The sequence below is a fragment of the Loktanella sp. S4079 genome, assembly GCF_000967725.1.
GTDB lineage: Bacteria > Pseudomonadota > Alphaproteobacteria > Rhodobacterales > Rhodobacteraceae > Yoonia.
On record NZ_JXYE01000002.1, the window covers coordinates 763021 to 787980 of the forward strand.

At 53.3% G+C, this 24960-nt stretch carries 25 protein-coding genes; 15 read left to right on the forward strand and 10 right to left on the reverse strand.

Annotated elements, in window-relative coordinates; genetic code table 11:
- The first annotated feature begins 50 nt into the window (after window positions 1-50).
- The 6 genes from rocF to gluQRS all read left to right on the forward strand — a co-directional run bounded on the left by rocF (window position 51) and on the right by gluQRS (window position 8199).
- On the forward strand, window positions 51-980 hold the full coding sequence (gene rocF / locus TW80_RS04950; RefSeq protein WP_045996193.1) for an arginase: 930 nt from the start codon (window positions 51-53) through the stop codon (window positions 978-980).
- Complete coding sequence (locus tag TW80_RS04955) at window positions 977-2023, forward strand: ornithine cyclodeaminase (protein WP_045996194.1); 1047 nt, start codon at window positions 977-979, stop codon at window positions 2021-2023. The genes rocF and TW80_RS04955 overlap by 4 nt, the downstream gene beginning before the upstream one ends.
- 186 nt (window positions 2024-2209) lie before the next feature.
- Window positions 2210-4948, forward strand: a complete 2739-nt coding sequence (gene gyrA / locus TW80_RS04960; protein WP_045996195.1) for a DNA gyrase subunit A — start codon at window positions 2210-2212, stop codon at window positions 4946-4948.
- 167 nt (window positions 4949-5115) lie between these two features.
- Window positions 5116-5928, forward strand: coding sequence for a hypothetical protein (locus TW80_RS04965; protein WP_157033211.1), 813 nt, complete (start codon window positions 5116-5118; stop codon window positions 5926-5928).
- Window positions 5929-6022: 94 nt separating this feature from the next.
- Window positions 6023-7366 (forward strand): methylenetetrahydrofolate--tRNA-(uracil(54)-C(5))-methyltransferase (FADH(2)-oxidizing) TrmFO, encoded by a 1344-nt coding sequence (gene trmFO / locus TW80_RS04970; RefSeq protein ID WP_045996197.1) that lies wholly within the window; start codon window positions 6023-6025, stop codon window positions 7364-7366.
- Between the two features lie 2 nt (window positions 7367-7368).
- Window positions 7369-8199, forward strand: coding sequence for a tRNA glutamyl-Q(34) synthetase GluQRS (gluQRS, locus tag TW80_RS04975; RefSeq protein ID WP_045996198.1), 831 nt, complete (start codon window positions 7369-7371; stop codon window positions 8197-8199).
- Between the two features lie 2 nt (window positions 8200-8201).
- Here the strand turns inward: gluQRS and hisI are convergent, their stop codons facing one another.
- Window positions 8202-8564, reverse strand: a complete 363-nt coding sequence (gene hisI, locus TW80_RS04980) for a phosphoribosyl-AMP cyclohydrolase (protein WP_045996199.1) — start codon at window positions 8562-8564, stop codon at window positions 8202-8204.
- Between the two features lie 67 nt (window positions 8565-8631).
- Between hisI and TW80_RS04985 the strand changes: the two genes are divergently transcribed.
- Window positions 8632-9078, forward strand: a complete 447-nt coding sequence (locus TW80_RS04985; RefSeq protein ID WP_045996200.1) for an iron-sulfur cluster assembly scaffold protein — start codon at window positions 8632-8634, stop codon at window positions 9076-9078.
- Window positions 9079-9257: 179 nt separating this feature from the next.
- On the opposite strand, the gene TW80_RS18455 is transcribed toward TW80_RS04985, so the two are convergent.
- The 5 genes from TW80_RS18455 to sciP form a co-directional block, all read right to left on the reverse strand.
- The gene (locus TW80_RS18455; RefSeq protein WP_275041300.1) at window positions 9258-9380 is read right to left on the reverse strand and encodes a hypothetical protein; all 123 of its coding nucleotides are present in this window, start codon (window positions 9378-9380) and stop codon (window positions 9258-9260) included.
- Between the two features lie 89 nt (window positions 9381-9469).
- Window positions 9470-11560, reverse strand: coding sequence for an ATP-dependent DNA helicase RecG (gene recG / locus TW80_RS04990; RefSeq protein WP_045996201.1), 2091 nt, complete (start codon window positions 11558-11560; stop codon window positions 9470-9472).
- A complete protein-coding gene (gene ligA / locus TW80_RS04995) occupies window positions 11557-13611 on the reverse strand; it encodes an NAD-dependent DNA ligase LigA (RefSeq protein WP_446720132.1) in 2055 nt (684 codons plus the stop codon). The genes recG and ligA overlap by 4 nt, the downstream gene beginning before the upstream one ends.
- A gap of 216 nt (window positions 13612-13827) precedes the next feature.
- The gene (ctrA, locus tag TW80_RS05000) at window positions 13828-14541 is read right to left on the reverse strand and encodes a response regulator transcription factor CtrA (RefSeq protein WP_045996202.1); all 714 of its coding nucleotides are present in this window, start codon (window positions 14539-14541) and stop codon (window positions 13828-13830) included.
- A 91-nt stretch (window positions 14542-14632) separates the two neighbouring features.
- Complete coding sequence (gene sciP / locus TW80_RS05005; RefSeq protein WP_045996203.1) at window positions 14633-14911, reverse strand: CtrA inhibitor SciP; 279 nt, start codon at window positions 14909-14911, stop codon at window positions 14633-14635.
- A 131-nt stretch (window positions 14912-15042) separates the two neighbouring features.
- On the opposite strand from sciP, the gene mnmA reads away from it, so the two are divergent.
- From mnmA to TW80_RS05045, 8 genes are all read left to right on the forward strand, one after another.
- Window positions 15043-16182 (forward strand): tRNA 2-thiouridine(34) synthase MnmA, encoded by a 1140-nt coding sequence (mnmA, locus tag TW80_RS05010; protein ID WP_045996204.1) that lies wholly within the window; start codon window positions 15043-15045, stop codon window positions 16180-16182.
- A gap of 48 nt (window positions 16183-16230) precedes the next feature.
- The gene (locus TW80_RS05015) at window positions 16231-17094 is read left to right on the forward strand and encodes a hypothetical protein (RefSeq protein WP_045996205.1); all 864 of its coding nucleotides are present in this window, start codon (window positions 16231-16233) and stop codon (window positions 17092-17094) included.
- 42 nt (window positions 17095-17136) lie between these two features.
- Window positions 17137-18063 carry a homoserine O-acetyltransferase MetA gene (gene metA, locus TW80_RS05020; protein WP_045996206.1) on the forward strand — a complete coding sequence of 309 codons (927 nt, stop codon included), beginning with the start codon at window positions 17137-17139 and terminating at the stop codon, window positions 18061-18063.
- Window positions 18044-19030 (forward strand): alpha/beta fold hydrolase, encoded by a 987-nt coding sequence (locus TW80_RS05025; protein WP_052700889.1) that lies wholly within the window; start codon window positions 18044-18046, stop codon window positions 19028-19030. Before metA ends, TW80_RS05025 begins: the two co-directional genes overlap by 20 nt.
- 101 nt (window positions 19031-19131) lie before the next feature.
- Window positions 19132-19353: a hypothetical protein gene (locus tag TW80_RS05030; protein WP_045996207.1), complete on the forward strand. Its 222-nt coding sequence runs from the start codon at window positions 19132-19134 to the stop codon at window positions 19351-19353.
- A gap of 78 nt (window positions 19354-19431) precedes the next feature.
- Window positions 19432-20301, forward strand: coding sequence for a polyphosphate kinase 2 (gene ppk2, locus TW80_RS05035; protein WP_045996208.1), 870 nt, complete (start codon window positions 19432-19434; stop codon window positions 20299-20301).
- Complete coding sequence (locus TW80_RS05040) at window positions 20294-20911, forward strand: TetR/AcrR family transcriptional regulator (protein WP_045996209.1); 618 nt, start codon at window positions 20294-20296, stop codon at window positions 20909-20911. Before ppk2 ends, TW80_RS05040 begins: the two co-directional genes overlap by 8 nt.
- Before the next feature lie 16 nt (window positions 20912-20927).
- Window positions 20928-21446: an acyloxyacyl hydrolase gene (locus tag TW80_RS05045; protein WP_045996210.1), complete on the forward strand. Its 519-nt coding sequence runs from the start codon at window positions 20928-20930 to the stop codon at window positions 21444-21446.
- Here the strand turns inward: TW80_RS05045 and TW80_RS05050 are convergent.
- The 4 genes from TW80_RS05050 to TW80_RS05065 all read right to left on the reverse strand — a co-directional run bounded on the left by TW80_RS05050 (window position 21443) and on the right by TW80_RS05065 (window position 24913).
- Complete coding sequence (locus TW80_RS05050; protein ID WP_045996211.1) at window positions 21443-22528, reverse strand: ABC transporter ATP-binding protein; 1086 nt, start codon at window positions 22526-22528, stop codon at window positions 21443-21445. The two genes, TW80_RS05045 and TW80_RS05050, sit on opposite strands and share 4 nt — an antisense overlap.
- Window positions 22525-23325, reverse strand: coding sequence for an ABC transporter permease (locus TW80_RS05055; protein WP_045996212.1), 801 nt, complete (start codon window positions 23323-23325; stop codon window positions 22525-22527). The genes TW80_RS05050 and TW80_RS05055 overlap by 4 nt, the downstream gene beginning before the upstream one ends.
- Window positions 23322-24194, reverse strand: coding sequence for an ABC transporter permease (locus TW80_RS05060; RefSeq protein ID WP_045996213.1), 873 nt, complete (start codon window positions 24192-24194; stop codon window positions 23322-23324). Before TW80_RS05060 ends, TW80_RS05055 begins: the two co-directional genes overlap by 4 nt.
- Window positions 24195-24286: 92 nt before the next feature.
- Window positions 24287-24913, reverse strand: a complete 627-nt coding sequence (locus tag TW80_RS05065; protein WP_045996214.1) for an FMN-binding negative transcriptional regulator — start codon at window positions 24911-24913, stop codon at window positions 24287-24289.
- Window positions 24914-24960 lie beyond the last annotated feature (47 nt).

Consider the following 24960-nt stretch of genomic DNA (forward strand, 5'->3'; position numbering starts at 1 on the left):
GCACAATTTGCGCCCTATCTCCACCCGTTGTTTTGGCCAATAATCGCGACATGACACAAAAACACTGTATCTTAATTGGTGCGCCTGTGGACTGCGGGAAACGCGTTCGCGGGTGCCTTATGGGGCCTGATGCCTATCGTACCGCAGGTATCGCCGAGGCGATTACTGCACTTGGCCATTCCGTCGAAGACCTAGGTAATCTCGCACCGGCGACGGTTGATGTTGCCCCAGCTTCAAATCCCAAGGTCTATAAGCTTGCTGAGAATGTCGGCTGGACGCAGACCCTGATGACGGCAGCGCAAGAGGCAGCCCCCCGTGGCATGCCCATCTTCATGGGTGGCGATCACGCGCTGGCGGCAGGCACCGTCGCGGGTATGGCGGCACACGCCAAATCGTTGGGGCGCCCGTTCTTTGTGTTGTGGCTTGATGCGCATAGCGACATCCACACACCTGACACGACCGACAGCGGCAATTTACATGGCACGCCAGTCGGCTATGTAACAGGGCGCGATGGATTTGACGCCTACCCGCCTGTGCCAGCGCCTGTTGATCCCGCAAACATCTGTATGATTGGCCTACGATCTGTTGACGATGCAGAACATGCAGTGCTGGATGACGGGGACGTCATGCTGGTGGATATGCGGATGATCGATGAACAAGGGATCAGTGCGCCGCTGCAAACTTTCTTGGACAAAGTACACGCGGCTAACGGCATACTACATGTATCCCTCGACGTCGATTTCCTTGATCCCTCGGTCGCGCCAGCTGTTGGAACAACCGTTCCCGGTGGCGCCACTGTTCGCGAAGGCCACTTGGTTATGGAGATGCTGTCCGATTCTGGATTGGTGACCTCTTTGGACCTCGTGGAATTGAACCCATTTCTTGATGATCGCGGCCAGACCGCAAACCTCATGGTCGACCTAACAGCGTCATTGCTAGGCCGTCGTGTTTTTGACCGTCCAACCCGGAGCTATAAATGACCCCCAAAGCATCACAACTCGCCATGGTGCCCTTTGTCAGCGTCGATAACATGATGCGGCTGATCCACAGCATTGGGATTGAGAAATTCATGTCCGATTTGGCGGCTGAGATCGAACAAGACTTTGCGCGTTGGGAATTGTTCGACAAAACCCCGCGTTTGGGCAGCCACTCTGACGTCGGTGTAATTGAGCTGATGCCAACCTCTGACGGCGAACTTTATGGGTTCAAATATGTGAACGGCCACCCGAAAAATATGAAGGAAGGGCTGCAAACCGTCACCGCATTTGGCGTGCTTTCGGACGTCTACACGGGCTATCCGATCCTCTTTTCAGAGATGACGGTCCTGACAGCGCTGCGCACGGGTGCGATGTCCGCAGTTGCCACGAAACATTTGGCCTCGCCCGATGCGAAAACGATGGCGATGATCGGGAATGGCGCGCAGTCTGAGTTTCAATGTCTCGCGATCAAGGCCGTTTGCGGAATTTCGGACATCCGCCTCTATGACATTGACCCTGAGGCAACCAAGAAATGTGCAGCAAACCTTTCGGGGCTTGGGTTCAGTATTACGACATGCGCCACCCCTGAAGAAGCGATTGAAGGGGCTGATGTAATTACCGTGGCAACGGCCGACAAAGATATGCAGACGATTTTGACGGACAACATGGTCGGCGCAGGCGTACATATCAACGCGATTGGAGGCGACTGTCCCGGCAAAACAGAACTACACCGTGATATTGTTGCGCGATCCAATGTCTTTGTTGAATACACACCGCAAACCCGTATCGAAGGTGAAATTCAGCAGATGCCTGAGGATCACCCAGTCACAGAACTGTGGCAGGTCATCAGAGGCGAAACAAAGGGGCGGACGAGTGCATCCGAGGTGACGCTCTTCGACGGTGTCGGCTTTGCGATCGCGGACTTTAGCGCCCTGCGCTATGTTCATCAGCAGACTAAAGACACCCCGTTTTACGTTGATATCGACTTGATCGCAGACCCGGACGATCCGCGTGATCTGTTTGGCATGATCAATCGCGCTGGCTAATGCCAATTCATGACGCCCTGAAAGCTGATCATCAGGGCGGAAACTTGAATATAAACATCAAGGGGTTAGGCGTAAATCACTGCGTCTAACCCACTGACTTTGCATCGCCCATTGCACCCTATATCAAGTGTCTGATAAGATATCTTGAACGAGATATAGCAGTAAGAATAACAACAGGCGGTCCACGTGAACGATACTCCAGAAACCCCTGAAAACGAAGGTGAAAACACGCCCGCGCGCTACGTCTATGACGGGCCAGCAGTCACCATCGAACACGAGCTGAAAAACAGCTATCTGGATTACGCGATGAGCGTGATCGTCAGCCGCGCGATCCCCGACCTGCGGGACGGCTTGAAACCCGTGCACCGCCGTATCCTTTATGGCATGAACGAAAGCGGCAATACGCCAGACAAGGCCTATCGTAAATCTGCCCGCCCTGTCGGCGACGTTATGGGTAAATACCACCCGCACGGCGATAGCGCGATCTACGACGCACTGGTGCGGATGGCGCAGGAATTCTCGATGTCCGTCAAGCTGCTAGACGGTCAAGGTAACTTTGGCTCCATGGATGGCGACCGTGCCGCCGCTATGCGTTACACCGAAGTCCGTATGGACAAACCAGCCACGTTCTTGTTGGCGGATATCGACAAAGATACTGTTGATTTTCAGGACAACTATGATGGCAAGGACCGTGAACCAACGGTTCTGCCTGCGCGTTTCCCGAATATGCTGGTCAATGGTGCTGGTGGTATCGCCGTTGGTATGGCTACCAATATTCCGCCTCATAACTTGGGCGAGGTTGTCGATGCCACCCTTGCGCTGATTGACGATCCCGATCTGACGTCCGAGCAACTGATCGATTACATCCCTGCCCCAGACTTCCCAACTGGCGGGATTATCCTAGGTCGTTCAGGTGCACGCAAAGCCTACCTCGAAGGGCGCGGATCGGTTGTTGTCAGGTCCAAGACCCACGTCGAAGAAATCCGCAAAGATCGTTACGCGATTGTCATCGACGAAATTCCCTATCAGGTGAATAAATCGGTCATGATCGACAAGATCGCCGAGGCGGCCCGCGAAAAGCGGATCGAAGGCATCGCGCATGTCCAAGATGAATCCGATCGGAACGGCGTACGCGTTGTTGTCGAACTCAAGCGCGATGCAACGGCGGAAGTGGTGCTAAACCAATTGTTCCGCTTTACGCCTATGCAAACGCATTTCGGCTGTAACATGCTGGCGCTTAATGGTGGTAAACCAGAGCAGCTGACGCTCCGGACATTCCTGACTGCGTTTATTGATTTCCGCGAAGATGTTGTCGCCCGCCGTACGGCCTATGAACTACGCAAAGCCCGTGAACGTGCGCATATACTTTGCGGCTTGGCTGTTGCGGTCACAAATATTGACGAGGTCGTTGCCACCATTCGTTCGTCAGCAGATGCCGCAACCGCACGTGAAAAGCTAATGACACGTCGTTGGCCCGCTGAAACGATCCTTGAATATATCGCGTTGATTGATGATCCGACCCATACGGCGAACGATGACGGCACCTACAATCTGTCGGAAACCCAAGCCCGCGCAATCCTCGAATTGCGTTTGCAACGATTGACCCAAATTGGCGTCAAAGAAGTTACAGATGAACTTCAAGAACTTGCGGGTAAGATCCGGGAATATCTCGAAATTCTTGGCTCGCGTGATCGCATCATGCAGATCATCCGTGATGAGCTTCATGAGGTGCGGGAACTCTTTGCTGTGCCCCGCCGGACCGAGATTGTCGATTGGGCCGGTGATATGGACGACGAGGATCTGATCGAACGCGAAGATATGGTCGTCACGGTCACCTCAGGCGGTTATATCAAACGGACAGCTTTGGCTGACTTCCGTGCACAGCGTCGCGGTGGCAAAGGCCTGTCCTCGATGCAGACCAAAGAAGAGGATGTCGTTACGACCCTCTTTGTCGCGAATACGCACACGCAGCTGTTGTTCTTCACCACAGATGGGATGGTCTACAAGCTCAAGACTTGGCGCCTACCGCTGGGTAGCCGCACCGCCAAAGGTAAGGCGATCGTGAATATCCTTCCGATCCCGCAAGGGGTCTCTATTGCGGCGATTATGCCCGTCGACCGCCCCGAAGAAGAGTGGGATGACTTACAAGTTGTCTTTGCGACTTCTGCTGGAACTGTGCGTCGTAACAAACTGTCAGACTTCACAAACGTGATGCGCAACGGCAAAATCGCCATGAAGTTTGAAGGCGAGCATGAAGGCACTACTTTGATCAATGCCCGCATTGCATCAAACGAAGATGACGTGATGTTGGTCACAGATTCAGGTCGTGCAATCCGCTTCCCGGCAACGGATGTTCGGGTCTTTAATTCGCGCGCCTCGGTCGGTGTTCGTGGCATTAAGCTGCAAGGCGAAGACAAGGTCGTCTCGATGTCGATCATTCGCCACTTTAAGGCCGAAGCTGATGAGCGTGCGGCCTATCTGAAAATGCGCCGCGCAATGGCTGGGCTTGCCGATGATGCTGAGACGGACGACGACGACGAAGCCGTCGCAGGTGCAATCAGCCAAGAACGCTATGCAGAGATGTCAGCCGCTGAAAATCTGATCCTGACGATCACGGCCAAAGGTTCAGGCAAACTATCGTCAAGCCACGACTACCCTGTCCGTGGACGTGGCGGCATGGGTGTGGCCGCAATGGACAAAGCCATGCGCGGCGGCCCACTGGTTACCTCTTTCCCAGTGGAAATGTCGGACCAGATCATGCTCGTGACCTCAACTGGCCAATCCATCCGCGTTCCCATCGACGGGATCTCTTTCCGCTCTCGCGGTGCTGGCGGCGTCAAAGTCTTTGACACCGGCAAAGGCGAAACCGTTGTAAGCGTCGCTTGGATTGCCGATCAAGGCGAAGAGGAAGGCGACGATAGCTAATCAGCCGACAGACCTAACGATTAAATAACCCGCCCAAAACGCGTTGTTCTGGGCGGGTTATTTGTGGCGTTTGAGAAACACCCGATTTTGTTTTGCAGCCTCGCCTAGTCAACCCAACGAAACAATTTATAGGTGTTTTTATAATTCATCATAAGGTTTTAAAAAACATGACCTCCAAAATTGCTCTTGCCTCACTTCTGGTTACCACGGCGATGACACCTGCTTTTGCGCAGAACATGGGGCTTAGCGCTGCCTCTGTCGAGGTTGGCACAGCATTTCTGACCGGTGACGGTTCAGATGCGAACCAAACGAGCCTAGAAGGAACAGCAGAATTTGCTATCACGCCCGTATTTACGCTTGGTGCCAGTCTGGGTCTCTACGGCCACAGTGGGGATTCCTACTACTATGAGCCGAGCAGCTATGATGCGACCAATTTGACCGCCCACGCGCTCTACAAAGCTACGCCAACATCTGCTATTGGTGTTTTTGTTGCCACTGAATCGACTGATGCGCATGTAGACAATATCAATGCCGTTGGCGTCGAATTCGGGATGCGTTCAGGTAAGACATCGTTTGATGCCTACTATGCCATGACCGATTTGGCGGCAAACTCCAGCGAAGACTATACATTTGGAGGAATGGCTCTTGAAGTTGGTTTGGCTCAAGGTTTCACCGTCGGGGCAAGCTATGACGCATTCTCCCCATCTATTGGTATCACTTCTAGTGGTGCTCTGATCGAAGCGACTGTGACGGATGTCGCAGTGAGCGCCGGATATGACTTCGGAAATGGATTTGGTGTCGAAGCAGAGCTGGGCCGTCTTGGCATTACGGCAAACGACGGAGCGACAAACTACACTGCAGCCGATCCAGAAGTTTATGTTGGCCTCAACGTGAGCTATGACTTTGGTGGGAATGGCGGCACATTTACAAAGGCGCGTTCGTTTATGGATCTCGCCGCGTTTTCATTGGATCGCTTCTAAGCCCAAATTTGCGAGCTTGAAGAAGTCTTGATTTTGGCCCCGGCATTCACTGCCGGGGCTTTTCATTTATCAAAGCCGCGATTAGATCAGCGTCATGGATCAGACATTAAACATCATCGGCGGCGGTATGGCCGGATCAGAGGCAGCTTGGCAGGCGGCGAATGCGGGGCTGCAGGTTGTCATTCATGAAATGCGGCCCAAGGTCGAAACCTTTGCGCATCGTACAGGCAACCTAGGCGAAATGGTTTGCTCAAATTCGTTTCGATCAGACGATCACGAACAAAACGCCGTTGGCCTATTGCACTGGGAAATGCTGCAAGCAGGTGGCTTGATCATGCAAACCGCGTACAAGCATCGACTGCCTGCGGGCGGCGCCTTGGCTGTTGATCGTGATCCCTTTGCCGAAAGCGTGACTGCTGCATTGGCCAGCCATCCCAATATCACGATTTCATATGATGAGATCACGACGCTCCCAAACGATGGGACATGGATCATCGCAACCGGTCCGCTGACATCAGGGACGCTCGCAGAGGCGATCCAACAGGAAACTGGCGCCGAGTCACTCGCATTTTTTGATGCGATTGCGCCGATTGTATATCAAGAATCCATCAATATGGATGTCGCGTGGCTTCAATCCCGCTACGACAAGGGTGAGACCGAAGAAGAGCGAACCGCCTATCTGAACTGCCCGATGACCAAAGAGCAGTATGAATCCTTTATCGACGCGCTTCTTGCCGCCGAGAAAACTGAATTCAAAGACGGTGAAACCGCGGGCTATTTTGATGGGTGTCTGCCGATTGAAGTGATGGCAGAGCGCGGGCGCGAGACCCTGCGCTTTGGACCGATGAAACCCGTCGGCCTGACAAACGCGAATGATCCCGAAAACAAGCCCTATGCCGTCGTGCAGCTACGCCGGGATAATGCACTAGGGACGCTCTATAACATTGTAGGCTTCCAAACAAAGATGAAATACGGGGCGCAGAAATCTGTTTTCAAACAGATTCCCGGACTCGAAAATGCCGAGTTTGCGCGTCTTGGTGGTATCCACCGTAATACGTTTATCAATTCTCCAACGCTGCTGGATGATCAAATGCGGCTTCGGACGCGCCCCAATCTGCGTTTCGCAGGCCAGATCACTGGTGTGGAAGGCTACGTCGAAAGCGCAGCAATGGGATTGCTGGCAGGGCGTTTGGCCGTCGCAGAAATCACAGGAAAGACACTCCCGGCTGTGCCACACACCACAGCGATGGGCGCCTTGGTCACGCATATCACAGGCGGGGCGGAGGCAAAGACCTTTCAACCAATGAACGTGAATTTTGGCCTGTTCCCACCTGTTGATGGCGTCAAAAACGGACGCCGGAACCGCAAGGATAGGTACAAGGCCTACACCGACCGGGCCAAGGCAGATTGGAAGGCCTGGCTCGATCAGGCTGTGTAGCAATGATCACGCGGTTCGCGCCTTCGCCAACGGGACCTTTGCATCTTGGGCATGCGCTTTCTGCTTTGACAGTTTGGGATGTTGCCGCGCACTTCGGCGGAACGGCTTTGCTTAGGATCGAGGATACTGATAGCACGCGCGCCCGACCGCAATTCGAAGAGGCGATTTACCAAGACTTGACTTGGCTTGGGTTAACTTGGCCCCTGCCCGTCAGACGGCAATCAGACCACTACGCAGATTACCAAGTCGTGATTGAGCAGCTTGCAGAACGCGGGCTTGTCTATCCGTGTTCATGTACACGGCGCGACATCCAAAATGCAGGTGCAAAGCCCGGTGTTGAGGGGCTTGTCTATCCAGGTATCTGCCGCTCTCGCCCAATGTCTGATGCAAAGCCGGGCGATGCCATCCGTCTGAACCTACAGGTGGCCGTTAGCCAAATTCAAACTGAAATGACCTTTGTTGCGCACTCTGACGATGGATCCAGCACAATAGAGGTTGATCCTAACACATTGCTTAGCCGTGTTGGAGATACTGTTCTGATCCGCAAGAACACAGGCGACCCGGCCTATCATCTCGCTTGTGTTCATGATGACGCATTGCAAAAGGTCACCCATGTTGTCCGTGGTATGGATCTATGGGAACAAACGCCAATTCAAGTTCTGCTACAGACGTTGATGGGATGGCCGCGCCCTGAATACCACCACCACCGTCTGATTACTGATGAGAATGGCAAGCGCCTTGCCAAGATTGATCGTTCAAAGGCGCTGTCAAAATACAGGGCCGAAGGCGCCAGCCCATCTGACATTCGGCGCATGATTGGGATGGCAGAGTAACGCTAGTCGTCCATGGGCTCCATCGTGACAATCTCTTTGCCATCTTCGACTGAGGTATAAAAACAGGTTCGCCGCCCGGTGTGACAGGCCGCGCCAGTTTGATTAACCTCGACCAGCAGGCAATCACGGTCACAATCAACTTTGAACGCAACCAATTCCTGGGTGTGGCCGCTTGTTTCGCCTTTGATCCAGAATGATTGCCGTGAACGGGACCAATATGTCACCCGGCCCGTTTCCAGTGTTTTGGCGACGGCCTCGACGTTCATCCAAGCCATCATGAGCACCTCGCCTGATGTGGCGTCCTGTGCGATTGCGGGGATCAATCCGGCTTCGTTAAATTTCAGTGTGGTTGGATCAAATGACATCAGTGAACCCTTTGCAACGGAACGTCTTGGCCCTATCTAAGGGGGACGGCTAAGAAGGGCAAATATCATGTCAGCAGAAACAGATATGATCAAACTGTATTCCGGGCGGATATTGGCGCTGGCTGCGGATATGCCCCGCACAGAACGTTTGGATGCGCCTTCGGCAACGGCCAAGAAACGTGCCCCCCTATGTGGATCGACTGTAACCGTTGATGTCAAAGTCGCCGATGGGATCGTCACTGACTATGGCCAAGACGTCAAAGCCTGTGCCCTTGGTCAGGCTGCTGCCGCTGTGGTCGGTGCCCATATCGTTGGGCTTCGCACCGATCAAATCAAGATCGCCCGCGATCAGTTGTTGGATATGCTCAAGAACGATGGCGACATTCCTGAGGCCCCGTTTGACGCGCTTGAGGTTCTGCAACCGGCCAAGGATTACAAAAATCGTCACGCGTCAATTATGTTGGCGTTTGATGCCACACTTGATGCGCTGTCGACGTTAGAAACCAGCGCATAAAAAAACCGCCGCGCATCTGGGACAAGATGGCGGCGGATCAGATATTCACAACGCAAGGTCAGTCAGTTCCATCGGGAGAGGCAAAACCCCTTTTGGACATTCGACAGGCAGGTCAAGACGCATTGCCAAAGTGGGACAGGGCAATGCAAAGGCGACCGACCCCGCGTTGTGCGGGCAAGTCAGACGAAACCGGGCAAGGATAGTCCGACAAACAACATCACCATCAAAGCAACAACGCCAAGCGCATCAGACAAAATTGTGCCCCGGGATCGGACAAAAACGTCTTTGATTTCCTTAGCCATTTTGGTGCTCCTCTGCTGTGTTGCTAATTTGTTCTCATATAATTAACCTTCAGTAAAGAACTTTTTGAGAACATTTGTGAACAAAAATGCTAACCCACTGATATATAACGAATAGCAACTTCTTGTTCCATCAGCCACAGCAGCGTTCTTGCTGCGTTTCCGCGTGACGTTTCCAATTTTGGATCATCGTGCAGCAGCTTGCGCGCATCACTTTGGGCAAGCCCCATCAGCCCAGATTGACGTTCCAGATCGGCAACAAGGAATCTGGGAATACCTGACTGGGCCGTACCAATCACATCACCCGCACCCCGCATGGCGAGGTCTTCTTCGGAAATCCGAAACCCATCTTCGGTCTCGCGCAAAATCTCGAGCCGACGGCGGCCCGTCTCGCTCAGCGGCGCTTGATACAAGAGCAGACAAGTTGATGCAGCAGCCCCACGGCCAACCCTTCCGCGCAGCTGGTGTAACTGCGCAAGGCCAAAACTCTCTGCGCGTTCGATCATCATGATTGACGCGTTAGGAACGTTGACACCAACCTCAATGACAGTTGTGGCGACAAGCACCTTGGTTTCACCCGCGACAAAGCGAGCCATGGCCGCGTCTTTTTCTGCCGGTGGCATTTGCCCATGGACCAAGCCCACAACGCCCTCTCCCAATGCCGCGCGGAGGTGCTTGAACCGTTCTTCGGCCGCGGTCATATCGACCAGCTCACTTTCCTCGACCAACGGGCAGACCCAATAAGCCTGCCGACCTTCGGCGACCGCATTGCGCAGTTTTTGCACGACCTCGTCCATCCGAGATGTCGACACCAATGCGGTTTGAACGGGCGTTCGCCCCGGTGGCTTCTCGTCAAGGATCGAAACATCCATGTCGCCATATTGCGCAAGCGCAAGAGAGCGCGGAATCGGAGTTGCCGTCATGACCAAAACATCGGTCGCCGCACCTTTTGCACCCAATTCCATCCGCTGGGCGACACCAAAACGATGCTGTTCGTCAATGATGGCCAGACGCAGATCGTGGAACGCGACATCTTTCTGGAACACGGCATGCGTTCCAACCAAAATAGATATTTCGCCGTTCAACAAGGCTGTCAGCTTTTCCTTACGTTCTGCCCCCTTGTCGCGACCAGTTAAGATCTCCAAACGTACACCAGCGCTTGTCGCAAGTGGCTTGAGCCCTTCAAGGTGCTGGCGCGCCAAAATTTCGGTCGGCGCCATCATCACGCCCTGCCCGCCTGCCTCGACCACAGTAAGCAACGCCAGAAACGCAACAAGTGTTTTACCGGCGCCCACATCCCCCTGAAGAAGGCGATTCATACGATATGGCTGGGCAAGGTCATCGCGGATTTCATCAACAGCACGGGTTTGCGCGCCCGTCGGCTGATAAGGTAACGCCGCCAACACTTGTGCCGCCAGCTGCCCATTCCCCTTTGAAACACGCCCTTTGGCCCGACGGCTGTTTGCACGTGCGATCGCCAAAGTTAACTGATGCGCCAGCAGTTCATCGTAGGCCAGCCGCTGTCGCGCCAGATGATGCGGCGACAGATCGGTCGCGGCCTGCGGATTATGCACGGCGGTCAAAGCATCATGCCAGTCCGGCCAGCTTTCCTTTTGCTTGAGTGCCGGATCAATCCATTCTGGCAATGCCTTAGCCATTCCCACCGCAGAACGCGTTGCGCGATACATCAGCTTTTGGGTGATACCTGCATGAAGCGGATAGACCGGCTCAAATGCTGGTATTTCCTCGGCCTCTTGAAGCGTCACAATATGATCTGGATGAACCATCTGCGCGACACTATCGAATATTTCGACCTTACCCGAGACCACACGCCGCTGGCCGGTTGGCAGAATTTTCTGCAAATAGTCCCCTCTGGCGTGGAAAAAGACCAACTGAAACGTGGTGCCTGCGTCATTGACGTGAACGCGATACGGGCGGCCACGCGTTGATGGCGGGTAGTGGTCACCGACCGTCACCTCAACCGTTGCCACGGCTGGCGCTATTACTTCTTTGATCGACGCGCGCCTATGACGGTCGATCCCCGACGCCGGCAACGTGAACAAAATCGAACGTGGTTTGGTCAGGCCAGCCGCTTCAAACGACTGCGCGGTTTTGGGGCCAACGCCGTCCAGCTTGGTTAACGCGCCAAAGAGCGGGAATAGAACCTCTGGCCGCCCCGTCATGCGTCGCCAATCAGCGCAAGCCAGCTATCTTCGTCCATCGTTTCAACACCTAGATCAGCAGCTTTTTTCGCCTTGGATCCAGCCCCCGGACCCGCCACCAAAATATCGGTCTTGCTGCTCACCGAACCAGATACCTTGGCGCCTAAACTCTCTGCCCGAGATTTCGCCTCGGCGCGTGTCATACGTTCCAGGGTTCCCGTAAAGACAACGATTTTGCCTGAAACCGGGCTCTCGGTGCTGACCGCGACCGCATCATGCACTTCCAACTCGGAAACAAGACGATCAATCTGTGCGCGCTCCGTTTCCTGCTGCATGGTCGTTACCAATGAGGTGGCCATAACTGCACCGACCCCATCAATGCTGACAAGATCATCCCACTCAGCGCCATCGCCAACCGTCGCCCGTGTCATCGCAGCTTCAAACGCACTCCACGACCCATAATGGTTCGCCAGAAGCGTCGCCGAACTATCGCCCACATGACGTATTCCCAGTGAAAATATCAATCGATGAAGGTCGATTTTCCGTTTATCATCAATGGCATCAAACAGGTTATTCGCGCTTTTCTCACCCCAGCCTTCACGGTTCTTAAGTTGCTGCAACCCGCTGCCAAAGCGGGCGCGCAGCGTAAAGATATCTGCTGGGGTTTTGACCCATTCGTCAGCAAAGAACTGTTCCACCTGTTTCGCGCCAAGACCTTCTATGTCGAATGCGCCGCGCGATACAAAATGCTTTAGCTTTTCAACGGCTTGCGCAGGGCAGATGATCCCGCCGGTACACCGCCGCACAGCATCACCTTCTTCGCGGATCGCCGTAGATCCACATTCAGGACAGGTGGTCGGGAAGGCATAGGGAACCGCACTCTCATCGCGGCGAGCCAAATCCACATCTTTGATTTTTGGAATAACATCGCCAGCACGATAAATTTGCACCCAGTCGCCAACCCGGATATCGCGGCCCTCACGAATAGGGTTTCCATCCCCACCAAGGCCCGCAATATAGTCTTCGTTATGTAGCGTCGCGTTTGAAACGACCACCCCGCCAACCGTGACCGGAACAAGCCGCGCAACCGGAGACAATGCCCCAGTCCGGCCAACCTGGATATCAATTGCCTCAAGCTGGGTCCAAGCGAGCTCGGCCGGGAACTTATGTGCAATCGCCCATCGCGGTGTTGTCGACCGGAAACCAAGGCGGCGCTGAAGATCAAGATCGTCCACCTTGTAGACGACCCCATCAATGTCGTATTCCAGAGCCGCGCGACGTTCCTCGATCATGCGATAATGGGCGATCATTTCATCGGGACCGTCGCAGCGTTGGGTCAAATCATTGGTTGAAAAGCCAAAATTAGCCAGTCGTTCAATCGCCTTTGACTGGGTTTCACCCAATGGCGCAGACAAATCACCCCACGCATAGGCAAAGAATTTAAGTGGTCGTTCTTTCGTGATGTTTGGGTCTAACTGGCGCAAGGAGCCCGCGGCCGCATTGCGCGGGTTTGCAAAGGTTTTTCCGCCGGCTGCCGCTTGACGTTCATTGAGGGCCGCGAAATCAGCATGGCTCATATAAACCTCACCGCGCACCTCTAGAACATCTGGCGCGCCGGCGATGCTTTGCGGAATGTCTGCAATCGTCCGCGCATTCGCAGTCACGTTTTCGCCCGTCGTGCCATCGCCACGCGTGGCCGCTTGGATTAACTGCCCCTGTTCATAACGGAGCGACAGCGAAAGCCCGTCAATCTTAGGTTCGGCTGTATATGCGAGCGGAGAATCTGCGCTGATGGATAGGTATTTTCGAATACGTGCGTCAAAATCAAAGACGTCATCGTCGTTAAATGCATTGCCCAGTGAAAGCATACGCACGACATGCTGAATTTTGCCAAAACCGTCTGAAACCGCGGCACCGACCTGTTCACTGGGGCTATCTTTACGTTTGAGGTTTGGAAACGCTTCCTCTAGGGCCGTATTGCGGCGGCGCAAACGGTCATATTCAGCGTCAGAGATGTCAGGTGTGTCGTCCCGGTGGTAGGCTATATTGGCCGCATTCAACTGCTCTGCCAGCCAAGCAAGTTCTGTTTCAGCCTGCTCAGCAGTGAGTTTTTCAACGGGTAAGAGCGCCGACTGATGTTGCTGAGACTGCGTTTTTTGTTCCACCTGATCCCCCGGAATTTCACGACCAAACTGTGCTGGCGACTGGTGCAATTCTTAGGCAACCTGCTCTTGGGCGTCCAGAGGGTTTGCGGACCCTCTGGCACTTACGAGCGGTGTGACATGCGATTACGCGCTGACGGCAATCGGTTCAGATTGTGCGATGGGTTCGGGATCACGTAGCACGTAACCACGCCCCCAAACGGTTTCGATATAGTTCTCACCATCGGTCGCTTCGCTCAGTTTTTTCCGGAGCTTACAGATGAAGACGTCAATGATCTTGAGCTCTGGTTCATCCATTCCGCCATAGAGATGGTTCAAAAACATTTCTTTCGTCAGTGTCGTTCCTTTCCGCAGGCTTAAAAGTTCCAGCATCTGGTATTCTTTGCCGGTCAAATGAACTGTGCTGCCAGCAACGCTGACGGTCTTGGCGTCAAGGTTCACATCGATGCGGCCCGTCTTGATGATTGATTGCGCGTGACCTTTTGACCGACGGATGATCGCGTGAATGCGGGCCACCAACTCTTCGCGATGGAAAGGTTTGGTTAAGTAATCATCCGCGCCAAAGCCAAATCCTTTGAGCTTGCTTTCCGTACCATCATCACCCGATAGGATCAGAATGGGGGTATCAATGCGGCTGAGGCGAAGCTGGCGCAAAACCTCATACCCGTTCATGTCTGGCAGATTCAAATCCAACAGGATCAAATCATAATCGTACAGTTTGGCGAGATCGATACCCTCTTCACCAAGGTCGGTTGCATAAACATTGAGGTTCGCATGTGTCAGCATCAATTCGATGCTCTTTGATGTGGTTGGGTCGTCTTCGACCAGCAAGACACGCATGTGGGGTTCTCCGCTCTATCGTTTGTCTTGTTAACCTAAACACGGAATGGTTAACCACCCGTTACCACACACTTTCCTTTTCACGCTCAATCTAAGATTGTCGGTATTGCTGCAATGCTGTGGCCTTGAGGGCCGCCTCACCGTGTTGAGCAACTGCGTTTTCCCATTCGGCAAATTCTTCGTCTGATAGCGCGTATCGCTCTAGTGCTTCTTTACGTAGAATAAGGCCTGCAGCCACAGCGCGCACGACAGCGGCCTTGCGTGATGCGACCCAGCGGCGCGTGTTTTCCTTTGGTAGATCCGCCCGCGTCATGACCGTTCCATCGGGTAGCGTCACGGATCGCGGTCCTTCGACTTTTCTTAGGTACATAATTCACCCTCTTTTGATTACTCCCGCCACAATTTATCGCGATAAGGACTTAACGGTTCGTATAGCCGCCCCTTGAGAGTGCGGTGCATTTTCCTATATTTCATCTCAAACTCTATCCAGTTGGACATGCTATGCCCCTTGATTCGCCGCTGAACTCTCTCGGCTTTGCCAAACCGCCCGCGCAAACGCGCGTTGTTGTCGCCATGTCTGGCGGCGTGGACAGTTCTGTTGTGGCCGCGCAGTTGGCCGAAGAAGGCTATGATGTTGTTGGTGTCACGCTGCAGCTTTATGACCACGGCGCGGCGCTCGCGAAAAAGGGCGCGTGCTGTGCGGGGCGTGATATTCACGACGCACGTCGCGTGGCCGAGGAAATGGGCTTTCCACATTATGTGCTGGATTATGAAAACACATTTCGTGAAGCCGTGATTGACGAATTCGCTGATAGCTACCTTGCTGGTGCGACGCCCGTCCCCTGCATCCGATGCAACGAACGTGTGAAATTCAAGGATCTACTTGAAACGGCAAAAGATCTGGATGCCGATTGCATGGCCACTGGTCACTATATCCAACGCCAAATGGGTGACGCCAAGGCAGAGCTGCATGCGGCCGCTGATCGCAACCGTGATCAAAGCTATTTTTTGTTTTCGACAACGCAAGAACAATTAGATTACCTGCGCTTTCCACTTGGCCATCTGAAATCCAAGGACGAGACTCGTGCCTTGGCCACCAAGTATGGGCTAAGCGTTGCGGATAAACCGGACAGTCAGGACATTTGCTTTGTTCCCGATGGGAACTACGCCAAGCTCATTGAAAAACTACGCCCCGGATCAGCAGAGCCGGGCGATATCGTCGATATCGACGGCAATGTGCTTGGGGTCCACAAAGGGGTAATCCACTATACTGTCGGCCAACGCCGCGGGCTTGGTATCGGCGGGCTGGCCGATCCGTTGTATGTGGTCAAGCTTGATGTCGACAAAAAGCAAGTCATCGTTGGCCCACGCGAAATGCTTGCCACCCGTCGGGTGCCGATCCGTGAAGTCAACTGGCTGGGCGACCACAAATTCACCGACGACAAAGAACGGAACATCATGGTTCGTGTGCGTTCGACACGTCCGCCCACAGATGCGATTTTGCGCCCAATCTCGGAAACCGAAGCCGAAGTTGAATTGTTGGTTGCAGAACAAGGTGTCTCACCGGGACAAGCCTGCGTGTTCTATGAACCTGATAGCACGCGGGTCTTGGGCGGTGGTTGGATTTGGCGCGGAAATTAAACCAAATCCCACTGGCGCTTTGCTACTTTGCGCAGTAACTCTTTGGACATGATTTACAATTCCGCATCCGAGTGGCTCGCTGCGCCGCAAAAACGTGTTTTGCTCTTTGCTATGTCTGGCTTGGGCAAGACCTATCTATCTTCCATGCTGCGCCAGCAGGGTGACTGGTTTCACTATTCGATCGATTACCGAATTGGCACCCGTTACATGGGGGAACTGATCGCCGATAACGCCAAGCGTGAAGCGATGAAGGTGCCATTTTTGCGGGATTTGCTGCGTTCGGACAGTATTTATATCGGGTCAAACATTTCGTTCAATGACCTCAAGCCGATGTCCTCTTATCTTGGTAAACCCGGTGACCCCGAACAAGGTGGGCTACCGTGGGATGAATATACGCGCCGCCAAGACCAGTTTCAAAAAGCTGAGATCTCAGCCCTCTATGATACTGGGCATTTCATTGATCGGTCATATGACTTGTATCAATATCCGCACTTTATCTGCGACACGGGTGGCTCCATCTGTGAATGGGTTGATGTGGACAATCCGGATGATCCGATCATGGCGGATCTGGCTTCCAAAACACTGATGGTCTGGATCGAAGGGTCGGACGCACATACCGCTGAATTGATCCGGCGATTTGATCGCGAGCCCAAGCCAATGTCGTATGACCCTGTGTTCCTTCTGAATACATGGAATGCCTATCTGGCCGAATTCAATGTTGCCCCTGACAAGGTGAACCCTGACGATTTCATCCGTTGGGCCTTTGCCAAAGCGCTCGCGCATCGCCAGCCCCGCTATCGCGCAATGGCCGAACGTTGGGGGATCACCGTTTCCATGGATGCCGTGGCGGCGGTCAATACTGCGGAGGGCTTTGTCGGCATGATCGCTGACGCACTTGAGATGCGCGAATAACACGCCTATTTGTTATTCCCTGCCGCTTAAGGACCATACGCTATGCCAATTAAATTGCCTTCTGCCCTACCCGCCTTTGACGTTTTGTCGCGTGAAGGTGTGATGGTCATGGGTGAAGAACAAGCCGCGCGTCAAGATATCCGACCATTGCGGATTGCGCTCCTCAATCTGATGCCCAAGAAAATTCAGACGGAAAACCAATTCGCCCGTCTGATTGGTGCAACGCCGCTTCAGATTGAGCTGACTTTGATCCGTATGTCAGAGCACAAGACCAGAAATACCGCAGCTGAGCATATGGCAGAGTTTTACGTGCCCTTTAGCGAAGTGCTGGATCAAAAGTTCGACGGGCTGATCATTACGGGCGCCCCAATCGAACATTTGCCGTTTAACGACGTCACCTATTGGGATGAACTCAAGCAGGTCTTTGAGTGGACCCAAACCAATGTGCATTCCACATTTGGCGTCTGTTGGGGCGGCATGGCGATGATCAACTACTTCCACGGCGTCAAGAAACACATTCTGAACGAGAAGCTATTTGGCTGCTATCGCCACCACCTGAACGATACCAGCTCTCCGTATTTGATGGGGTTCTCGGATGATTGCGTCATTCCCGTCAGCCGCTGGACCGAGATGCGTCAGTCCGAAATTGATGCAGTTCCCGGCCTGAAGACACTCATCACCAGTGATGAGGCGGGCCCCTGCTTGGTCGAGGATCCGGTACATCGCGCGCTCTATATCTTTAACCACTTTGAATACGACAGTGGGACGCTCAAGCAAGAGTACGACCGCGATGTCGCTGCGGGAACCGCGATCAACGTGCCGCTAAACTACTACCCGGATGACGATCCGTCTAAACAGCCGCTCAACCGCTGGAAAAGTCACGCCCATCTCCTATATGGAAACTGGATAAACCAAATTTACCAGACCACCCATTTCGAGTTGGACAAAATTGGCACGTACGAAACTTAAACTTGCTGCGATTGCATTGGGCATGGGGGCCGCGCTAACCGGATGCGGTGCCCAGCAACGCGCCACCAAGGCAGAGGCCCAATATCCGCCGCTTGGGAACTTTGTCTCGGTGAATGGACGCCAAGTCCACTATGTCCAGCAAGGGACCGGGCCGCATCTGGTGTTGCTTCATGGCGCAGGTGGCAATCTACGTGATTTCACCTTTTCCCTGATGGATCAATTAACTGACCGCTATACGGTCACAGCATTCGATCGACCCGGATTGGGATATACGGATCAAACGCCGGGCGTGTCTGCTGCGCCCACATCAACCCAAGGTGACAGCCCACAAGATCAAGCGGCGATGCTCAAAGCCGCAGCTGAGCAACTGGGTATCACCCAACCCATTGTCGCAGGCCACAGCTATGGCGGAATTGTTGCCTATGCTTGGGCTGTATCCGACCTTGAACACCCAAGCACCGCAAACGCGAGTGCGGTTGTTTCAATCGCTGGCGTCACAATGCCTTGGCCCGGAGAATTGGATCGGTTCTATACCGTGAACGGTAGCGCGTTTGGTGGCGCTGTCACGGTCCCGCTCATTTCTGCTTTTGCGCCGCGCAGTGTCGTGCGTTCAAGAATCGAGAGTACCTTCACCCCTCAGGCTGCGCCGATAGGCTATGCTGATTACATCGGCGCTGGGCTGACTTTGCGGCCTGATACCTTTCGGGCGAATGTCAGACAGGTGAACACGCTGCGACCCCATGTTGTGCAGTTGTCGCAACACTACCCGGACCTACGCCTCCCGATTGAGATCGTGCATGGCACTGCGGATACAACCGTTCCCATCCATATTCATGCCGAAGAAGTCATCAAATTGATCCCGGGCGCGTCGCTTACACGGCTGGATGGCATTGGACATATGCCGCAACAGACCAATCAGACTGACGTTATTGCAGCCATTGATCGGGCGGCATCGCGACGCCACTAGGCCAATCGGCGAAGAACTGCGCGCATCCGAAAACTGCTATTGTGTCCGCTGTATCAGGACCCTACCCAACTGATACAAAATTCACACTTTGAGGTTATCACATGGCACGTCGCAATCTACGTCGTACACGCATGATCATACTTTCCTGCTTTGGATTTACCATCTGTGCAGGTGCATTCATCCTGCTTTCGATCCTTGCACCTATTTCGACAGACCCTGAACTGGTCGGGCAAACGCTTGGGCGCATCGGCGGGGCTGCCGGCTTTGCAGGATTGGCCGCGGCTGTTATGGCTTTGTTTGTCCGTAACGATCCAAAAACCTGAAATAGCAAGGTTCTTTCGCCGATCAATTGCGCTTGGGTCCGGAAGGTTACATATATAACGTAACTTTAGGAGGACTCGATGGATTTGCCCTTTCACGGTGGCATCAGCCGCTTTTACAACGAAGACGCCCCTGCAACCGTCCGCGAGGCAATCGCGAACCGGGGCAAATCCGATATTATCAATCCTGATTACCCATATAAAAAACGCTGGGACAAAGACGAATACGAAGACGCGCTTGAAAAGCTACAGCTTGAATTGGTCCGTATGCAGGCATGGGTGCGCGATACGGGGCAGCGCATCGCGATTGTGTTCGAAGGACGCGACGCTGCCGGGAAAGGTGGCACGATCAAGCGTTTTCGCGAAAACCTAAACCCACGTGTCGCAAATGTCGTGGCCCTCTCAAAACCCACAGATGTCGAAGCAGCACAGTGGTATTTTCAACGCTACATCGCGCATCTCCCGCACCAAGGACAAATCACGATTTTTGATCGCAGCTGGTATAATCGCGGTGTGGTCGAACATGTCTTTGGATTTTGCAACGATGATCAACGCGAGCGATGGTTCCATCAAGTCCCGGCATTTGAACAAATGTTGATTGGCGAGGGCATTAAGCTGTTCAAGATTTGGCTGAACGTCGGCCAAGCGACGCAGCTAAACCGATTTCTTGACCGTGAAAAAGATCCGCTGAAGCAATGGAAGCTGAGCGAGATTGACGTCAAAGGGCTGTCAAAATGGGATGCCTATTCCGAAGCTATCGACGAAACACTAAAGCGCACACATACCCAAACCGCACCTTGGACGATCATCCGGTCAGATGACAAACGTCGCGCGCGCGTCAATGCGATCCGATCTGTGCTGACCCAACTGGATTACCCGCACAAAGACACCGATGCACTTGGCCAAATCGACCCCAAAGTGGCGGGTGGACCGGATCTCTGGCATGTCTAAACGCGGTTATCACCACGGCAATCTACGTGAGGCTCTGATTAACGGATGTCTTACGCTGATTGAAAAACGCGGGCCGACAGGTTTTACCCTCTCTGAGGCCGCGCGGGAGGCTGGTGTAACCCCTGCCGCCGTCTATCGCCATTTTGAAGGGCGCGAAGACCTGATCGCGGCTGCGGCCCATCAAGGGTATGAAATGTTCGGGGACGCTATGGAGGCCGCATATGGTAGCGGTCAACCCTCAGCTCTTGCGGCATTTGAGGCAACCGGGCGGGCATACCTGCGTTTTGCGCGCGATTATCCGGGCCATTACATTGCGATGTTTGAATCTGGAATTTCCATGAACCGCACGCCAGAGCTGCACGCTGTGGCAACCCGCGCAATGGGGGTTCTCGAAAAGGCCGCCGAAGAGTTGGGGCAACATATTCCCGCTGACCGTCGCGCCCCTCCGCAAATGTTTAGCGCCCACATTTGGGCCCTTTCACACGGGGTTGTAGAGTTATTCGCGCGGGGTAACCCCGGCACGAAAAGCCCTTTCGCCCCAGAAGATTTATTGGAAAGTGGGATCGGAGTTTATTTACGCGGCCTTGGGCTGCTAGACGCGGATAACTAACTAGGTATTTGAAATAATGGACGGCACGCTCGCGCTGATTTTTTTACTAACGAGCCTTACTGATATGGGTTCAAATTATTGCAAGACTGGGAACTGCTTAGATCAACAAATTGCGACTGATCGCTTTGCAGTCCAAGCAGCACAGGTTGTTTTTCAGGAACATGAAACTGGCCAAGAAATATACTTTGCCTATGACAGCCCACGCCGCTTTGGACCGTTTCAGCCCGTTATTGGCGGATCAGTCACCGACGACAATGATGTTTGGCTGGGTGCTGGCGTAAAGTGGACGAGCACAGAGGCGTTCAACAGCCCATTTTTCCTTGAAACTTCTCTGATGCCAGGGCTTTACGCGCGTGGGAACGGTGAAAACCTTGGCGGGAGCCTCCATTTTCGGTCTGCAATTGGCCTCGGCTATCGGTTCAAAAATGATGCGACGATCACCCTACTCTATGATCATCGATCAAACGGCGACACCCAAAGCTTGAACCCTGGCCTTGAAACCATCGCGCTGCGTTATGCATTCATGATCGACTAAGGCAAAAGCACCAGAGAACGCTCATCCCAGATCACTTGGGTTTTTGCGCCGACCTCGAGCACGGGACGACCGATCAGGTTCTTCATCGCAATATTGAGAGGTTGTTCAACACCCTCAATGCGGACGTCGTAATAGGTCATGTCACCATAATAGACGACCTCATCAACCACGCCATCAACCAGCTTACGCTCGGTTGTTTCACCCTCGAAAAGAATGCCGAGTGTTTCTGGACGAATACCAACGACAGCGGATCCAACTTGACCGCCTTCGGGGGCTTGTTCGCGCTCAATCTGCATGGAGCCAAGCCCGCGTACCGTCAAATCGATCACCTCATCCACCACTTCAACCGTGGCATCTAACATATTCATTTTACCAATGAATTGCGCAACACGTCGTGAGTTAGGGCGACGGTACAGTGTTTCTGGATCGGCAAGTTGACCGATCTCGCCCTCAAACATGACCGCGATACGATCAGACATCACGAGCGCTTCTTCTTGGTCATGTGTTACAAGGATAAAGGTGATCCCAACCTGACGCTGCAGGCGGATCAGTTCCACTTGCATTTGCTCGCGCATTTTCTTGTCGAGTGCAGATAATGGCTCATCCAAGAGCAACACTTTCGGTTTCAGGATTAGTGCGCGAGCCAAAGCAACGCGTTGCCGTTGCCCCCCAGACAAGGCGTGCGCTGCGCGTTTGCCATAGCCGTCCAACCCCACCATCGCCAAAGCCTCTGCGACCATTTTGGCCTTGGTTTGCTTGTCGATCTCTTTAGACTTGCGCAGCCCAAAGGCCACATTTTCCGCCACAGTCAGATGCGGAAAGATGGCATAGGATTGAAACACCATATTGGTCGGGCGCAAATTTGCGGGAACACCCGCCATATCCTTGCCACCGATCATCACAACACCATCAGAGGGCATTTCAAAGCCCGCAATTGTCCGCAATAGCGTGGTCTTGCCACAGCCTGACGGACCAAGAAGCGAAAAGAACTCACCCTCATTGATGGTCAGATTGATATCGCGGAGCGCATGATAGTCGGCGTAATATTTATTCACACCAGTGAGCGTAATCAGAGCAGTCACAAAAAGCCCCCTTTGTCTTTTACGCCAGCACGCGCCATGCCTCGGCGTCGTAACAGCTCTGCTATTGTAAGTAGGATAATCGACATCGCGACCAATATGGTCCCGAGCGCCATGACAACTGGCAGCGACGCGGGAAACCGTAAGAGCCCCCAAATATAAACGGGCATTGTCGGGCTAGACCCCGACAAAAAGAAAGCGATAATGAATTCATCAAGCGAAATCGTAAAAGCAATCAGCATTGATGCAATGATGCCCGGCATCACCAATGGCAAAGTGACCAGTCGAAAGGCCGAGAACCTGCTTTCTCCGAGGTCCATTGCAGCCTCTTCCAATGATGGATCAAGGTTCTGAAATGCGCCGTTCAGGATGGCGATGCAAAAGGGCGTACAGATCAGGACATGTGCGGCGATGATCGTCCAATTCGACATGCCCAGCTCGAGCACTTGCACCACGACAACCAGCAGTGACACTGCGACGATGATTTCGGGCAAGACAAGCGGCAACATGATAAACCCCATGATCCCAGCCTTGAGCGGAAATTGATGCATCGCCCCTGCCCGTGCCGCGCATAGCCCCAACCACGTTGATAGCAGCGCAGTAATCACGGCAATGAATAAAGAGTTTTCAACAGCGGCATGTAGGGACTTGTTGGTTGCAAGTTCAGCAAACCAGTTGGTCGTGAACCCGCTTAGCGGAAATGCAATAATCGTCGCATCATTAAAGGCAAAGATCGGTAGCAAGATGATCGGCGCGTATAGAAACAGCAGATAAGCGATGGCATAAATTCGTAGGCTCATGATCGTCCCTTTAGCCATCGTCGATTGATCAGCACAAAGATCACGCTGATCACCGTAACACACAGCATGGCGACAATCGCCAACGCGGCCCCTAGAGGCGCGTTATTTAGCGCAAGAAACTGTGTCTGGATCATATTCGCGACAAGCTTGCCACCGGCACCACCCATCAATTCTGGTGTCACATAGTCGCCGATCGTGGGAATAAACACGATCAGGACCGCGCCAACAACACCCGGCATTGATAGTGGAAGCGTCACACGCAAGAAGGTCATGAACTTGCTCTCTCCCAAATCCTGCGAGGCCTCAAGCAGTGATCGGTCGATTTTTTCAAGCGCGACAAAGATTGGCAAGATCGCAAAAGGCGCGAATGCATGCGCCAATGTTATGATCACGGCATTTACATTGTATAAGATGAACGTCAGTGGTTCGTCGATCAGCCCGACATTGATCAACCCGGTATTAATCACGCCATTGTAGCCCAAGATCACCTTCCACAAAAATACCCGGATCAAATACGAGGTCCAAAACGGGATGGTGATCAAGAAAAGCCACAAAGATTTGCGATCTGGTCGCACATGAAACGAAACGAAATATGCGACCGGAAAAGCAAGCATAACAGTGACAAATGTGACGCAAGAAGACACATAAAGAGAGCGCTGTAACAGCGCGCCATATATCGGTTTTTCAACGATTTCACGGTAGTTATCCAGCGTAAAACTAGTGTCCAACGTCATGAAATCTTGGGTCCAGAAACTGAACAAAAAAATCGCCAGCAGTGGACAGGCCATTAGCAAAAGTGCGTATAGAAATGGCGGGCTGACAATCAACAACCCACGTCCACTTTCAGAAGAGATAAATCGGCTCAACATCCTGAGATGCTTTCACGCAAGAATGAAAAAGATCAATATACAAAGTGATCTATGCCGTCTTGAGACACAAGTTTTTCAGTTCTGCGCCTCGTTTAGCTTTCATTTTCATCTGTTCGCATCTTGCGTGCAAATGCTTGCTGGCCAGAGGCCTCCAACTGGCTCGCGACTGCCTTTTGGTCTTCAGGCGACCGATTTTGGCTTCGCTTTGATTTCGCAAGAATATGATCGACAGCGATTTCAAAGGCCACGATCCGATCAAGCATGTCGGCCATGAAATCGGGTGGCGCATCGGCCATCCGCCAGGCTTGATCCCCATTGGTCGCGCGTTCATGCTGTAGCGTAAGGCGGCCAACAACAGCGCGCTTTGACTTGTTGTCGTGTTGAAAACTGATCTTGCCACGCATATGCACGACGTCGTAATTCCACGTCGGAACTGCTTTGTGCGTTTCCGCTTTGGACGGATACCAATTGGGCGAGATGTAGGCGTCGTGCGCTTGGAAAATGGCCAAGACCTCGGCCCCGTCGGACAAGACGCGGTGCAAATCATTGGCTATCGCGATATGGCCGATCAACTGATCATCCTTGGTGAATATCACGGGAATGTGGTTCGCAATCAATCCGTCAGCGGTTTGCACCACGATTGTTGCCAATGGAAATTCCGCCACCATTTCGCGAATGACGTCCGAATCCGTTTCTTTGAAATGCGTTGGGATGTACATAACGCCCCTTTCCCACTGTGATAAACGCAAAAGGGCGGCCCACTGGA

Excerpts from the sequence above, each read along its gene's own strand:
- rocF (WP_045996193.1), top strand. The coding sequence starts at position 51 with ATGACACAAAAACACTGTATCTTAATTGGTGCGCCTGTGGACTGCGGG.
- TW80_RS04955 (WP_045996194.1), top strand. The coding sequence starts at position 977 with ATGACCCCCAAAGCATCACAACTCGCCATGGTGCCCTTTGTCAGCGTC.
- TW80_RS04965 (WP_157033211.1), top strand. The coding sequence starts at position 5,116 with ATGACCTCCAAAATTGCTCTTGCCTCACTTCTGGTTACCACGGCGATG.
- trmFO (WP_045996197.1), top strand. The coding sequence starts at position 6,023 with ATGGATCAGACATTAAACATCATCGGCGGCGGTATGGCCGGATCAGAG.
- gluQRS (WP_045996198.1), top strand. The coding sequence starts at position 7,369 with ATGATCACGCGGTTCGCGCCTTCGCCAACGGGACCTTTGCATCTTGGG.
- hisI (WP_045996199.1), bottom strand. The coding sequence starts at position 8,564 with ATGTCATTTGATCCAACCACACTGAAATTTAACGAAGCCGGATTGATC.
- TW80_RS04985 (WP_045996200.1), top strand. The coding sequence starts at position 8,632 with ATGTCAGCAGAAACAGATATGATCAAACTGTATTCCGGGCGGATATTG.
- TW80_RS18455 (WP_275041300.1), bottom strand. The coding sequence starts at position 9,380 with ATGGCTAAGGAAATCAAAGACGTTTTTGTCCGATCCCGGGGCACAATT.
- recG (WP_045996201.1), bottom strand. The coding sequence starts at position 11,560 with ATGACGGGGCGGCCAGAGGTTCTATTCCCGCTCTTTGGCGCGTTAACC.
- ctrA (WP_045996202.1), bottom strand. The coding sequence starts at position 14,541 with ATGCGTGTCTTGCTGGTCGAAGACGACCCAACCACATCAAAGAGCATC.
- sciP (WP_045996203.1), bottom strand. The coding sequence starts at position 14,911 with ATGTACCTAAGAAAAGTCGAAGGACCGCGATCCGTGACGCTACCCGAT.
- mnmA (WP_045996204.1), top strand. The coding sequence starts at position 15,043 with ATGCCCCTTGATTCGCCGCTGAACTCTCTCGGCTTTGCCAAACCGCCC.
- TW80_RS05015 (WP_045996205.1), top strand. The coding sequence starts at position 16,231 with ATGATTTACAATTCCGCATCCGAGTGGCTCGCTGCGCCGCAAAAACGT.
- metA (WP_045996206.1), top strand. The coding sequence starts at position 17,137 with ATGCCAATTAAATTGCCTTCTGCCCTACCCGCCTTTGACGTTTTGTCG.
- TW80_RS05030 (WP_045996207.1), top strand. The coding sequence starts at position 19,132 with ATGGCACGTCGCAATCTACGTCGTACACGCATGATCATACTTTCCTGC.
- ppk2 (WP_045996208.1), top strand. The coding sequence starts at position 19,432 with ATGGATTTGCCCTTTCACGGTGGCATCAGCCGCTTTTACAACGAAGAC.
- TW80_RS05040 (WP_045996209.1), top strand. The coding sequence starts at position 20,294 with ATGTCTAAACGCGGTTATCACCACGGCAATCTACGTGAGGCTCTGATT.
- TW80_RS05045 (WP_045996210.1), top strand. The coding sequence starts at position 20,928 with ATGGACGGCACGCTCGCGCTGATTTTTTTACTAACGAGCCTTACTGAT.
- TW80_RS05055 (WP_045996212.1), bottom strand. The coding sequence starts at position 23,325 with ATGAGCCTACGAATTTATGCCATCGCTTATCTGCTGTTTCTATACGCG.
- TW80_RS05060 (WP_045996213.1), bottom strand. The coding sequence starts at position 24,194 with ATGTTGAGCCGATTTATCTCTTCTGAAAGTGGACGTGGGTTGTTGATT.
- TW80_RS05065 (WP_045996214.1), bottom strand. The coding sequence starts at position 24,913 with ATGTACATCCCAACGCATTTCAAAGAAACGGATTCGGACGTCATTCGC.